Source organism: Pseudescherichia sp. (genome assembly GCF_031979925.1).
Taxonomy (GTDB): Bacteria; Pseudomonadota; Gammaproteobacteria; order Enterobacterales; family Enterobacteriaceae; genus Pseudescherichia.
The window spans coordinates 126446-138966 of the sequence record NZ_DALZFB010000001.1 but is presented as its reverse complement, the minus strand read 5'-3'; the positions used below and the strand labels follow the sequence as shown (position 1 = coordinate 138966).

Here is a 12521-nt window from a genome sequence, read left to right as displayed (position 1 = left end):
GTGAGTTAATTACTCGAATTCGTTCCAGGAACGGCCATCGCGGGTGATCATCGCTACCGACGCAACCGGTCCCCAGGTCCCGGCCTGGTAAGGCTTCGGTGACTCGTTATCCATTGCCCATGCTTCGGTAATGGAGTCGACCCATTTCCACGCCTCTTCCACCTCATCGCGGCGCACGAACAGCGCCTGGATGCCGCGCATCGTCTCCAGCAGCAGACGCTCGTAGGCATCGGCCAGATGGCTTTCGTTGAACGTCTCGGAGTAGCTCAGATCGAGCTTGGTGGTTTGCAGATTGTGCTTGTGATCGAGGCCTGGCACTTTGTTGAGGATCTGGATATCCACGCCCTCGTCCGGCTGCAGGCGGATGGTGAGCTTGTTCTGAGGCAGATCCTGCCAGGACTCCTTAAACAGGTTGAGCGGCGGGGTCTTGAAGTAAACCACCACTTCGGAGCATTTGGTTGGCAGACGCTTGCCGGTACGCAGGTAGAACGGCACGTCAGCCCAGCGCCAGTCGTCAATATCCACGCGGATGGCCACGAAGGTTTCGGTGTTGCTGGTTTTGTTCGCGCCCTCTTCTTCCAGATAGCCCGGCACTTTTTTGCCCTGGGCAAAGCCGGCGGTGTACTGGCCGCGTACGGTTTTTTCACGCACGTTTGAGCGGTCAATACGGCGCAGGGATTTCAGCACCTTCACTTTCGCATCACGAATGCTGTCCGCAGAGAGATCCGACGGTGGCGACATGGCGATCATGCAGAGAACCTGTAACAGATGGTTCTGGATCATATCGCGCATCTGTCCGGCCTGGTCGAAATAACCCCAGCGGCCTTCGATGCCCACCTCTTCCGCCACGGTGATCTCCACGTGGTCGATGGTGCGGTTGTCCCAGTTGTTGACGAACAGGGAGTTAGCAAAGCGCAGCGCCAGCAGGTTCAGCACCGTCTCTTTACCGAGGTAGTGGTCGATACGGTACACCTGGCACTCTTCAAAGTACTCGCCCACCTGGTCATTGATTTCACGGGAGGTGTCGAGAGAGGTACCCAGCGGCTTCTCCATCACCACGCGCGCTGGCTTGGCGTTGAGTTTTGCCTCACCCAGGCCTTTGCAGATGGCACCAAAGGTGCTCGGCGGCATGGCGAAATAGTTGATGGTGACGCGATTCTTCTGATCGAGCATCTCACCGAGGCGGGTAAACGCGGAGGTATCGTTGACGTCAAGATTACAGAAATCGAGGCGTCCGCTCAGCGTATCCCAGAGGCTTTCATCGATTTTCTCTTTCATGAAGGTCTCGAGCGCTTCACGCACGATTTCGGTGTACTTCTCTTTATCCCAGTCCGCACGCCCTACCCCAAGGATACGCGTCTCCGGGTGGATCTGGCCTGCTTTTTCTAGCTGATACAGGGAAGGCAGCAATTTCCGGCGTGCAAGATCGCCTTTCGCGCCGAAAATGACCAGGTCACATGCCTGGGCTGTTTGCGTTACCGCCATGTCATTCTCCTCAGTTGGCAGCCCTGGTACTTTCGCCAGGGCATAGCTGTAATTTTATTACACTGCACTGTACTGCTTTTACGTAAAACCCGAAACCGTTACCGCTTAACCTCCTGTGCGTTTTCGCTCAGGCGGCTAAAAATTGGGTTAATCGCCCTGAAAAGTCAGGGAATTTGTCCGGAATCGAGTAGCTAAAATCCGACTCTGATCATGTAATGAAAAAAAACAACAAAATTTCCCGTGGTTCTTTACCTTTCCGACTCTCACAAGGGTAATATCGACTGAAACGCAGCACAATTTCATCCGTTATTGAAATTGATTTTAGCCATGGGCACTCCGTTAATAATGAACATGCTGGAAAAAATTCAGTCTCAGCTGGAACACCTTAGCAAATCCGAACGAAAAGTGGCGGAAGTCATCCTCTCCTCTCCGGACCAGGCCATCCACTCAAGCATTGCCGCTCTGGCACAGGAGGCAGGCGTTAGCGAACCCACGGTTAACCGCTTCTGCCGCAGCATGGAAACCCGCGGCTTCCCCGATTTTAAGCTGCATCTGGCCCAAACCCTGGCTAACGGTACGCCCTATGTTAATCGCAATGTCGATGAAGATGACAGCGTTGAGGCCTATACCGGTAAAATTTTTGAGTCGGCGATGGCCAGTCTGGATCATGTTCGCCAGTCGCTGGATATGCCTGCCGTCAATCGCGCTGTGGACCTGCTTACTCAGGCGAAGAAGATTGCCTTCTTTGGCCTTGGCTCGTCGGCGGCGGTTGCCCACGACGCCATGAACAAATTCTTCCGCTTCAACGTGCCGGTCGTCTACACCGATGATATTGTCCTGCAGCGTATGAGCTGTATGAACTGTAACGAAGATGACGTGGTGGTGCTCATCTCGCACACTGGGCGAACGAAAAGTCTGGTAGAGCTGGCGCAGCTGGCCCGCGAAAGCGATGCAATGGTGATTGCCATCACCTCGGCGGGGACGCCGCTGGCCCGTGAAGCGACGCTTGCCATCACCCTGGACGTGCCGGAAGATACCGACATCTATATGCCCATGGTCTCGCGCCTGGCCCAGCTAACGGTCATCGACGTGCTGGCGACGGGTTTTACCCTCCGCCGCGGAGCAAAATTCAGAGATAACTTGAAGCGAGTCAAGGAAGCGCTTAAGGAATCGCGTTTTGATAAGGAGCTCCTGACCGGGAGCGATAAACATTAAAATTTTATAACAGCGTTGTAATTCATTACGGCATTCGGTTAAGTTTTTGATTTGCCAAATCGGCGCCCAGAACTGCCGAATTCATATTCACGCAACACCTGGTTGTTTCAGTCAACGGAGTAATACATGTCCAGAAGGCTTCGCAGAACTAAAATCGTTACCACCCTGGGTCCAGCTACCGACCGCGATAATAACCTCGAAAAGATCATCGCTGCTGGCGCTAACGTGGTACGTATGAACTTCTCCCACGGCACGCCAGAAGATCACAAGCTGCGTGCAGATAAAGTGCGCGAGATTGCGGCAAAACTGGGACGTCATGTGGCTATTCTCGGGGATTTGCAGGGTCCAAAAATTCGTGTATCGACCTTCAAAGAGGGGAAAGTCTTCCTCAACATCGGCGACAAGTTCCTGCTTGATGCCAACCTCGGTAAAGGCGAAGGCGATAAAGAGCGCGTCGGCATCGACTATAAAGGCCTGCCTGCGGACGTGGTCCCTGGCGACATCCTGCTGCTTGACGACGGTCGCGTGCAGCTGAAGGTGATTGAAGTTCAGGGCATGAAGGTCTTTACCGAAGTGACCGTTGGCGGTCCGCTGTCGAACAACAAAGGCATCAACAAGCTGGGCGGTGGCCTCTCCGCTGAAGCGCTGACCGATAAAGACAAGGCGGATATCATCACCGCCGCGCAGATCGGCGTTGACTACCTGGCCGTCTCCTTCCCGCGCTGCGGGGAAGATCTGAACTATGCGCGTCGCCTGGCGCGCGATGCAGGCTGTGATGCAAAAATCGTCGCCAAGGTTGAGCGTGCGGAAGCCGTGTGCGACCAGGACGCGATGGATGACGTGATCCTCGCCTCTGACGTGGTAATGGTTGCCCGTGGCGACCTCGGCGTAGAGATTGGCGACCCTGAGCTGGTGGGTATCCAGAAGGCGCTGATCCGCCGCGCACGTCAGCTTAACCGTTCGGTGATCACCGCCACCCAGATGATGGAGTCGATGATCACTAACCCGATGCCGACCCGTGCCGAAGTGATGGACGTAGCAAACGCCGTACTGGACGGCACCGATGCCGTTATGCTCTCTGCCGAGACCGCTGCCGGACAGTATCCAGCAGAAACCGTGGCCGCGATGGCCCGCGTCTGCCTGGGTGCCGAGAAGATCCCCAGCATCAACGTCTCTAAGCACCGCCTCGATATCCAGTTCGAGAATGTGGAAGAGGCCATCGCGATGTCAGCGATGTATGCGGCAAACCACCTGAAGGGCGTTACCGCTATCATCACCATGACCGAGTCGGGCCGCACCGCGTTAATGACCTCGCGCATCAGCTCCGGTCTGCCGATCTTCGCCATGTCACGTCATGAACGTACCCTGAACCTTACCGCGCTCTACCGTGGCGTCACCCCGGTGTACTTCGACAGCAACAACGACGGCGTGGTCGCCGCTCATGATGCGGTCAACCTCCTGCGCGATAAGGGCTACCTGGTCTCCGGCGATCTGGTTATCGTCACCCAGGGCGACGTGATGGGCACCGTGGGTACCACCAACACCACCCGCATCCTGACCGTGGATTAAAGTTCGCGTATTCCCCGGTGGCGCTGCACTTACCGGGGCTACGATATGTGTAGTAGGCCGGGTAAGCGAAGCGCCACCCGGCGTTTACCCGCCATCAAGCGTATTCCTCTCTTTCCTTGGAAACAGCTCTTTGCGCTTGTACGGCTCCTGCTCGCCAGGCCTGCGCGTCTTAAGCAGCTTTAGGATCCAGGTGTACTGTTCCGGATGTGGGCTGACAAGGTGCTCCACCTCTTCATTCATCCTTCTGGCGATGGTGTTATCGTCAGCGTCCAGCAGATCGTCCATGGGCGGCCTCACCAGGATAGTCAGGCGATGCGTTTTGCTGTCATATACCGGGAATAGCGGAACAACGCGGGCGCGGCAGACCTTCATCAAACGACCAACGGCAGGCAGCGTCGCTTTGTAGGTGGCAAAGAAGTCAACAAACTCGCTCTGCTCCGGGCCGTGGTCCTGATCGGGCAGGTAGTAGCCCCAGTAGCCCTGGCGCACCGAGTGAATAAAAGGTTTGATGCCGTCGTTGCGCGCGTGCAGACGCCCGCCGAAGCGGCGACGCACCTTGTTCCAGATGTAATCGAATACCTTATTCCCCTGATTATGGAACATCGCAGCCATAGGCTGCCCTCGGGAAGCCATCAGCATCGCCGGAATGTCCACGCCCCAGCCGTGCGGCACCAGGAGGATCACGTTCTCACCGTTACGCTGCATCTCATCGATAATCTCTCTACCCTGCCACTCTACGCGCCCGGCAACTTTTTCCGGGCCGCGTATCGCCAGCTCGGCCATCAGCACCATCGATTGGGGAGCAGTAGCAAACATCTCGTCAACGATCGCTTCCCGCTCGGCTACGCTCTTCTCCGGGAAGCAGTAGAGCAGGTTTATCTGCGCCCGGCGGCGGGCGCTTTTACCCAGTCGGCCGCCAAAACGCCCAAGCTTGCCCAGCAGCGGATCGCGTAGCGAGGCCGGTACAAGCGCCACGCCTGCCAGCGCGAGAACCCCCAGCCAGGCTCCCCAGTAGCGTGGCAGAAGGAACTCCTTTTCAAACTGGGGAATGTATTCACTGTTATTTTTTTTCGTTTCCATGCATCTTCCGGGAGCCGACAGACTCGAGTCAGAGAAATCATCAGGTATCAGTTAACGTGATAGTTTAGCGAGACGTATAGCTTCACACAAAAGAAAAAGCCGGTGCGCATGGGCAACCGGCTTTAATAGCTATCGTGCTGGGCAAACTAGTCGAAGCGCAGCTGCGGCGTCACCTCTTTCACCTGCGCCAGATAGTCGCGGCGATCGCTGCCGGTCAGCCCTTCGGTACGCGGCAGCTTGGCCGTTAACGGGTTGACCGCCTGCTTGTTGATCCACACTTCATAGTGCAGGTGCGGGCCGGTTGAGCGGCCGGTATTACCCGAGAGCGCGATACGGTCGCCTCGCTTCACTTTCTGGCCATCTTTCACCAGCAGCTTACGCAGGTGCATATAGCGCGTGGTGTAGGTACGACCGTGACGGATCGCCACATAGTAGCCCGCCCCTCCGCTACGCTTGGCCGTGACGACTTCGCCATCGCCCACTGCCAGCACCGGCGTACCCTGCGGCATGGCAAAATCGACGCCTTTATGCGGAGCAATGCGGCCGGTCACCGGGTTCAGACGGCGCGGGTTGAAGTTTGACGATACGCGGAACTGCTTGGACGTAGGGAAACGCATAAAGCCTTTCGCCAGCCCGGTGCCGTTACGATCGTAGAATTTGCCATCTTCAGCGCGAATAGCGTAGTAGTCTTTTCCTTCTGAACGCAGACGCACACCAAGCAGCTGGCTCTGCTCACGCTTGCCGTCGAGCATCTCCCGGGACATCAGCACCGAGAACTCATCGCCTTTTTTCAGCTTGCGGAAGTCCATCTGCCACTGCATGGCTTTGATCACTGAACTAATTTCACCGCTGTTAAGCCCGGCGTCTTTGGCGCTGGCAACAAAGCTACCGCCTACCGTGCCTTTCAGCGTAGTGTTAACCCAGTCACCCTGCTGAACTTCACTGCTCATTTTAAACCCGCCGCTCTCCGTGCGGTCGTAGGTGCGGGTTTCACGGCGCGACATCTCCCAGGTCAGGCGCTGCAGATCGCCGTCGGGGGTGAGGGTCCAGGAAATTTGCTGGCCGATCTTCAAATTACGCAGCTCTTTGTCCGCGCTGGCGAGCCGGGTAACGTCGCCCATATCCATACCGTACTGAGTCAAAATGCTGCTGAGCGTATCCCCGGTAGAGACAACGTACTCATGTACGCCCGCCTCGTTACCGGTTTTATCGTCCAGCTCATCCTGGGGAATATCTTCCACTTCATCGGGCAGGGTCTGATCGATAGGCTCACTGGCTTCCGGCAGCAGCGAGCGGATTTCGCTCTTCTCCAGCTCAATAGCTTTTACAATCGGGGCTGATGTAGGGTGGTACACGTAGGGTCGCCAGACGGCGACCGCTAATGTGAGAACAGTAAGCGACCCCAGCATAACGCGGTGGGGTCGAGGCAAATTGTTAAATGCCAGGGCGACAGAGCGGGCTATCTGTTGCACGTATTCACTTCCTCGTTAATCTCCTTTCAGACAGCTCGCGTACTGGTTTGAGAGTTGTTTCAAAAATTGCGCGTAGCTGGTTTTACTCAGCGCAATATTGGTGCCCAGAGGATCTAACGTCCCCATTCGCACAGATGTTCCTCTCGCAACAGATTCTACGACCGCTGGCCTGAACTGTGGCTCAGCAAAAACGCAGGTTGCTTTTTGCTCAACTAACTGTGTTCTGATTTCATGTAAACGCTGCGCACCGGGCTGAATTTCAGGGTTAACGGTGAAATGGCCGAGCGGCGTCAGACCATAGTGTTTTTCGTAGTAGCCATAGGCGTCATGGAAAACGAAGTACCCTTTCCCCTTCACGGGTGCGAGCTCAGTGCCGACCTGCTTATCGGTATCGGCCAATTGTGCCTCAAAATCGCGCAGGTTGGCGTCAAGCTTGGCTCGACTTTGCGGCATAACTTCCACTAATTTTTGATGGATTGCAACCGCTGCCAGGCGCGCTACCTCGGGTGACAACCAGATGTGCATGTTGTAGTCGCCATGATGGTGATGTTCGTCACCGTTTTCTCCGTGGTGGTCATGCCCCTCATGCTCATCTTCGTCATGATCGCTGCCTTTCATCAGCAGCGGTTTTACGTCGGGCAGTTCACCAATCGCCAGCTGTTTCTGCGCCGGAAGCTGCTGGGTTGACTTCTGCATGAAGGCTTCCATGTCTGGTCCAACCCAAACCACTAAGTCCGCGCTTTTTAAGCGTTTTACATCAGACGGGCGCAATGAGTAATCATGCTCAGAGGCACCGTCCGGGAGTAGTACTTCTGTCTCAGTCACGCCATCGGTAATAGCGGCCGTAATAAAGCCTAAAGGCTTAAGCGAAGCGACAACGGCGGCGTTGGCTGGAGCCATGGTTATGCCCATCAGAGCGGTGGAAATTGCAGCGCAAAGAAGCGTATTTTTATGTAACATAATGCGACTAACCATCGTAACAAGTAAGTGAAATGTGATATTATAACATTCTATGACTTGTGCAAGCCCTTAAACACTATGACAAATCTTGTTTCACTAGAAAACGTGTCCGTCTCTTTCGGCCAACGCCGCGTCCTGTCTGACATTTCGCTGGTGCTACGCCCCGGAAAAATTTTAACCCTGCTGGGTCCAAACGGCGCGGGGAAATCGACCCTGGTGCGGGTGGTGCTTGGCCTGGTAGCAGCCGACACCGGGACGATCAAGCGCGACAAGGCGTTGCGCATTGGCTATGTTCCGCAGAAGCTGCATCTGGATGCCACCCTGCCCCTGACCGTCAGCCGCTTTATGCGCCTGCGTCCCGGTACGCGTAAGGAGGATATCCTTCCTGCTCTTAAGCGTGTTCAGGCCGGACACTTGATTGACGCCCCGATGCAGAAGCTCTCCGGCGGTGAGACCCAGCGTGTGCTGCTGGCCCGCGCCCTGCTCAACGCGCCGCAGCTGCTGGTGCTGGATGAACCAACCCAGGGCGTGGACGTCAACGGCCAGGTGGCACTCTACGATCTGATTGACCAGCTGCGCCGGGAGCTAAACTGCGCCGTGCTGATGGTTTCTCACGATCTGCATCTGGTGATGGCAAAAACCGATGAGGTACTGTGTCTGAACCACCATATCTGCTGCTCCGGTACGCCTGAGGTGGTTGCCATGCATCCGCAGTTCATCTCAATGTTCGGCCCGCGCGGTGCTGAACAGCTGGGTATCTATCGCCATAACCATAACCATCGCCATGATCTACAGGGCCGTATCGTACTGCGCCGGGGAAATGGAAACTCATGATTGAACTACTTTTGCCCGGCTGGCTGGCCGGGATCATGCTGGCCTGTGCCGCAGGCCCGCTTGGCTCCTTTGTTGTCTGGCGTCGGATGTCCTACTTCGGCGATACCCTCGCCCATGCGTCGCTGCTCGGCGTCGCCTTTGGCCTGCTGCTGGATGTAAACCCCTTCTACGCGGTGATTGCCGTCACGCTGCTGCTTGCCGGCGGGCTGGTCTGGCTGGAGAAGCGCCCGCATCTGGCGATCGATACCCTGCTGGGCATCATGGCGCACAGCGCCCTGTCGCTGGGTCTGGTGGTCGTGAGCCTGATGTCGAATATTCGCGTCGATCTGATGGCCTATCTGTTTGGCGATCTGCTGGCGGTAACGCCGGATGACCTGATTGTCCTCGGCATAGGGGTCGCTATCGTCATCGGTATTCTGATGTGGCAGTGGCGTAGCCTGCTGTCGATGACCATCAGTCCGGATCTGGCCTTTGTTGACGGGGTGAAACTACAGCGGGTGAAGCTCTTGCTGATGCTGGTAACCGCTCTGACCATTGGCGTGGCGATGAAGTTTGTCGGCGCGCTGATCATCACTTCACTGCTGATCATTCCCGCCGCCACTGCCCGCCGTTTTGCCCGCACGCCGGAGCAGATGGCCGGGGTTGCGGTAGCAGTCGGAATGCTCGCCGTCACCGGCGGTCTGACCTTCTCGGCATTCTATGACACGCCGGCGGGTCCCTCGGTGGTGCTCTGCGCCGCGGTGCTGTTTATCTTCAGCATGATGAAGAAACCAGCACAGTAGAATGCAGCATCCCATTGCCCGGTGGCGCGTCGCTTACCGGGCCTACGGGTTTTGTAGGCCGGATAAGGCGAAGCCGCCATCCGGCGTTTTGTTGCTACGGCATCTCCGGTGGCGTGATGCCGAAGTGGTTCCAGGCTCTCACCGTTGCCATACGCCCACGCGGGGTGCGCTGTAAAAAGCCCTGTTGGATCAGGAACGGCTCCAGCACGTCCTCGATAGTTTCGCGCTCTTCGCCGATAGCTGCCGCCAGGTTATCCAGCCCTACCGGGCCGCCAAAGAACTTATCGATCACCGCCAGCAGCAGCTTGCGGTCCATATAGTCGAAGCCTTCGGCGTCAACGTTCAGCATATCCAGCGCCTGGGCGGCCACGTCCGCAGAAATGGTTCCGTCATGCTTCACTTCAGAGAAGTCGCGCACGCGCCTAAGCAGGCGGTTAGCGATACGCGGCGTCCCCCGGGAGCGGCGAGCCACTTCCAGCGCCCCCTCCTCGCTCATCTCCAGCCCCATAAAGCGCGCGCTGCGCCCAACGATATGCTGGAGATCGGGCACCTGATAGAACTCCAGGCGCTGCACAATGCCAAAGCGGTCGCGCAACGGCGAGGTCAGGGAGCCTGCGCGGGTGGTGGCCCCGATCAGCGTAAAGGGCGGCAGGTCGATTTTAATCGAGCGCGCCGCCGGGCCTTCGCCGATCATGATATCCAGCTGGTAATCTTCCATAGCGGGATAGAGCACCTCTTCCACCACTGGCGACAGACGGTGGATCTCATCGATAAACAGCACATCGTGCGGCTCAAGGTTGGTCAGCATCGCGGCGAGATCCCCCGCCTTCTCCAGCACCGGGCCAGAGGTGGTGCGTAGATTAACGCCCATCTCGTTGGCGACAATATTGGCGAGAGTCGTTTTACCCAGGCCAGGCGGGCCAAAGATCAGCAGATGATCGAGCGCATCGCCACGCAGCTTTGCCGCCTGGATAAAAATCTCCATCTGGGAGCGCACCTGCGGCTGACCAATGTATTCGTCGAGCAGCTTAGGACGGATCGCGCGATCGATGACCTCTTCCTGGGTAACGCTGCCTGCTGATACCAGGCGGTCTGCTTCTATCATCCTTTACCTCACATCGCGGCGCGGAGCGCTTCACGAATAAGTGTTTCACTGCTGGCATCCGGGCGTGCCAGCTTACTGACCATGCGGCTGGCTTCCTGAGGCTTGTAGCCCAGCGCCACCAGCGCAGCAACCGCTTCCTGCTCGGCGTCGTCCGCCGACGGACCCGCGGGCGACGTCAGCACCAGATCCGCCGCCGGGGTAAAGAGATCGCCATGCAGGCCTTTGAAGCGGTCTTTCATCTCGACAATCAGGCGCTCGGCGGTCTTTTTGCCGATGCCAGGCAGCTTCACCAGCGCGGCAAGCTCTTCGCGCTCTACTGCATTAACAAACTGCTGCGCCGACATGCCGGAGAGGATCGCCAGCGCCAGCTTCGGCCCAACGCCGTTGGTTTTGATCAGCTCTTTAAACAGGGTTCGCTCCTGTTTGTTATTAAAACCGTACAGCATCTGAGCATCTTCACGTACCACAAAGTGAGTGAAAATAGTGGCTTCCTGCCCAGCATCCGGTAGCTCATAGAAGCAGGTCATCGGCATATGCACTTCATAGCCTACGCCGTTGGTCTCCAGCAGTACCAGCGGGGGTTGTTTCTCGACAATAATGCCTCTGAGTCTGCCTATCACGTTTCGCTCCTGCGCTATCGGCTAAAATTTTCTCTATGATATAAAAAAGGCTGGATACATATCCAGCCTCTTTTTCATTTAACGTAACCGCCCTCGCGCAAGATTGAGCCGGGTTTCACTCATCTGCATCGCGTTCTGGCTAACGTGGCAGTGGGTAATAGCGATGGCCAACGCATCGGCGGCGTCCGCCTGCGGGTTAGCGGGCAGCTTGAGCAGGGTACGCACCATATGCTGCACCTGGCTCTTCTCTGCGCTACCGATGCCGACCACCGTCTGCTTCACCTGCCGGGCGGCATACTCAAAGACCGGCAGGTCCTGGTTTACCGCCGCCACAATCGCTACCCCGCGCGCCTGCCCCAGCTTCAGCGCCGAGTCGGCGTTTTTCGCCATAAAGACCTGCTCAATAGCGAAAAAGTCGGGCTGGAACTGCGTGATGATCTCCGACACGCCCGCGTAGATCAGCTTCAGGCGTGACGGGAGATCGTCGACCTTAGTGCGGATACAGCCGCTGCCAAGGTAGGTGAGCTGTCTGCCAACCTGGCGGATCACGCCGTAGCCGGTGATGCGTGAGCCGGGATCAATACCGAGAATGATTGACACCACGCACCTCCTGTTTTACGGATTCAGACTGCATCATTCGAGGGTTGCTGCAACCTCGTCAGAGATCTCACCGTTGTGGTAAACCTCCTGCACGTCGTCGCAATCTTCCAGCATGTCGATCAGGCGCAGCAGCTTCGGCGCGGTCTCGGCATCCATATCCGCCTTGGTAGACGGGATCATCGACACTTCAGCGTTGTCTGCTTTCAGGCCAGCGGCTTCCAGCGCATCACGTACCGCACCCATCTCTTCCCATGCGGTGTAGACGTCAATTGCGCCGTCGTCGTAGGTCACCACGTCTTCCGCACCCGCTTCCAGCGCCGCTTCCATGATCGCATCTTCGTCGCCCTGCTCGAAGGAGATCACCCCTTTCTTGCTGAACAGGTAGGCAACGGAGCCGTCGGTACCCAGGTTGCCACCGGTTTTGGTGAACGCATGGCGAACTTCGGCAACGGTACGGTTACGGTTGTCAGAGAGACACTCAACCATGACTGCCGTGCCGCCAGGACCGTAACCTTCATAAATGATGGTCTCCATGTTCGCGTCTTCATCACCGCCCACGCCACGGGCGATAGCGCGGTTCAGGGTGTCGCGGGTCATGTTGTTGGAGAGCGCTTTATCGATTGCTGCACGCAGACGCGGGTTAGAGCCGGCATCGCCGCCGCCCAGACGCGCTGCCGTTACCAGCTCACGAATAATTTTGGTAAAGATCTTACCGCGTTTGGCATCCTGTGCCGCTTTGCGGTGTTTGGTGTTGGCCCATTTACTGTGACCTGCCATAAAAAATTCTCCAAAAGCGCCT

At 57.0% G+C, this 12521-nt stretch carries 12 protein-coding genes; 4 read left to right on the top strand and 8 right to left on the bottom strand.

What is annotated here, in order from left to right; genetic code table 11:
• Positions 1–9: 9 nt before the first annotated feature.
• Positions 10–1485 carry a glucose-6-phosphate dehydrogenase gene (zwf, locus tag RTM13_RS00675; RefSeq protein WP_312209322.1) on the bottom strand — a complete coding sequence of 492 codons (1476 nt, stop codon included), beginning with the start codon at positions 1483–1485 and terminating at the stop codon, positions 10–12.
• Positions 1486–1830: 345 nt separating this feature from the next.
• On the opposite strand from zwf, the gene RTM13_RS00670 reads away from it, so the two are divergent.
• Positions 1831–2700 (top strand): MurR/RpiR family transcriptional regulator, encoded by an 870-nt coding sequence (locus RTM13_RS00670; protein ID WP_312210100.1) that lies wholly within the window; start codon positions 1831–1833, stop codon positions 2698–2700.
• A 126-nt stretch (positions 2701–2826) separates the two neighbouring features.
• On the top strand, positions 2827–4269 hold the full coding sequence (gene pyk, locus RTM13_RS00665) for a pyruvate kinase (RefSeq protein ID WP_312209321.1): 1443 nt from the start codon (positions 2827–2829) through the stop codon (positions 4267–4269).
• An 84-nt stretch (positions 4270–4353) separates the two neighbouring features.
• Here the strand turns inward: pyk and lpxM are convergent, their stop codons facing one another.
• From lpxM to znuA, 3 genes are all read right to left on the bottom strand, one after another.
• The gene (gene lpxM / locus RTM13_RS00660) at positions 4354–5349 is read right to left on the bottom strand and encodes a lauroyl-Kdo(2)-lipid IV(A) myristoyltransferase (protein WP_312209319.1); all 996 of its coding nucleotides are present in this window, start codon (positions 5347–5349) and stop codon (positions 4354–4356) included.
• Between the two features lie 146 nt (positions 5350–5495).
• The gene (gene mepM, locus RTM13_RS00655) at positions 5496–6821 is read right to left on the bottom strand and encodes a murein DD-endopeptidase MepM (RefSeq protein WP_312209318.1); all 1326 of its coding nucleotides are present in this window, start codon (positions 6819–6821) and stop codon (positions 5496–5498) included.
• Positions 6822–6836: 15 nt separating this feature from the next.
• Positions 6837–7781, bottom strand: a complete 945-nt coding sequence (gene znuA, locus RTM13_RS00650; RefSeq protein WP_312209316.1) for a zinc ABC transporter substrate-binding protein ZnuA — start codon at positions 7779–7781, stop codon at positions 6837–6839.
• Positions 7782–7859: 78 nt separating this feature from the next.
• Between znuA and znuC the strand changes: the two genes are divergently transcribed.
• Both znuC and znuB read left to right on the top strand, forming a co-directional pair.
• Positions 7860–8615 carry a zinc ABC transporter ATP-binding protein ZnuC gene (gene znuC / locus RTM13_RS00645; protein WP_312209314.1) on the top strand — a complete coding sequence of 252 codons (756 nt, stop codon included), beginning with the start codon at positions 7860–7862 and terminating at the stop codon, positions 8613–8615.
• A complete protein-coding gene (gene znuB, locus RTM13_RS00640) occupies positions 8612–9397 on the top strand; it encodes a zinc ABC transporter permease subunit ZnuB (protein WP_312209312.1) in 786 nt (261 codons plus the stop codon). The genes znuC and znuB overlap by 4 nt, the downstream gene beginning before the upstream one ends.
• Before the next feature lie 94 nt (positions 9398–9491).
• Here znuB and ruvB read toward each other — a convergent pair whose 3' ends face one another.
• From ruvB to RTM13_RS00620, 4 genes are all read right to left on the bottom strand, one after another.
• Positions 9492–10502 (bottom strand): Holliday junction branch migration DNA helicase RuvB, encoded by a 1011-nt coding sequence (gene ruvB / locus RTM13_RS00635; RefSeq protein ID WP_312209310.1) that lies wholly within the window; start codon positions 10500–10502, stop codon positions 9492–9494.
• A gap of 8 nt (positions 10503–10510) precedes the next feature.
• Positions 10511–11122, bottom strand: a complete 612-nt coding sequence (gene ruvA / locus RTM13_RS00630; RefSeq protein ID WP_312209309.1) for a Holliday junction branch migration protein RuvA — start codon at positions 11120–11122, stop codon at positions 10511–10513.
• Between the two features lie 78 nt (positions 11123–11200).
• On the bottom strand, positions 11201–11722 hold the full coding sequence (ruvC, locus tag RTM13_RS00625; RefSeq protein ID WP_103819301.1) for a crossover junction endodeoxyribonuclease RuvC: 522 nt from the start codon (positions 11720–11722) through the stop codon (positions 11201–11203).
• A gap of 33 nt (positions 11723–11755) precedes the next feature.
• Positions 11756–12499 carry a YebC/PmpR family DNA-binding transcriptional regulator gene (locus RTM13_RS00620; RefSeq protein ID WP_103819300.1) on the bottom strand — a complete coding sequence of 248 codons (744 nt, stop codon included), beginning with the start codon at positions 12497–12499 and terminating at the stop codon, positions 11756–11758.
• Between the last annotated feature and the right edge of the window lie 22 nt (positions 12500–12521).

What these genes read in the sequence shown, in the direction of transcription:
- zwf (WP_312209322.1), bottom strand. Translation starts at nt 1,485, where the DNA reads ATGGCGGTAACGCAAACAGCCCAGGCATGTGACCTGGTCATTTTCGGC.
- RTM13_RS00670 (WP_312210100.1), top strand. Translation starts at nt 1,831, where the DNA reads ATGAACATGCTGGAAAAAATTCAGTCTCAGCTGGAACACCTTAGCAAA.
- pyk (WP_312209321.1), top strand. Translation starts at nt 2,827, where the DNA reads ATGTCCAGAAGGCTTCGCAGAACTAAAATCGTTACCACCCTGGGTCCA.
- lpxM (WP_312209319.1), bottom strand. Translation starts at nt 5,349, where the DNA reads ATGGAAACGAAAAAAAATAACAGTGAATACATTCCCCAGTTTGAAAAG.
- znuA (WP_312209316.1), bottom strand. Translation starts at nt 7,781, where the DNA reads ATGTTACATAAAAATACGCTTCTTTGCGCTGCAATTTCCACCGCTCTG.
- znuC (WP_312209314.1), top strand. Translation starts at nt 7,860, where the DNA reads ATGACAAATCTTGTTTCACTAGAAAACGTGTCCGTCTCTTTCGGCCAA.
- znuB (WP_312209312.1), top strand. Translation starts at nt 8,612, where the DNA reads ATGATTGAACTACTTTTGCCCGGCTGGCTGGCCGGGATCATGCTGGCC.
- ruvB (WP_312209310.1), bottom strand. Translation starts at nt 10,502, where the DNA reads ATGATAGAAGCAGACCGCCTGGTATCAGCAGGCAGCGTTACCCAGGAA.
- RTM13_RS00620 (WP_103819300.1), bottom strand. Translation starts at nt 12,499, where the DNA reads ATGGCAGGTCACAGTAAATGGGCCAACACCAAACACCGCAAAGCGGCA.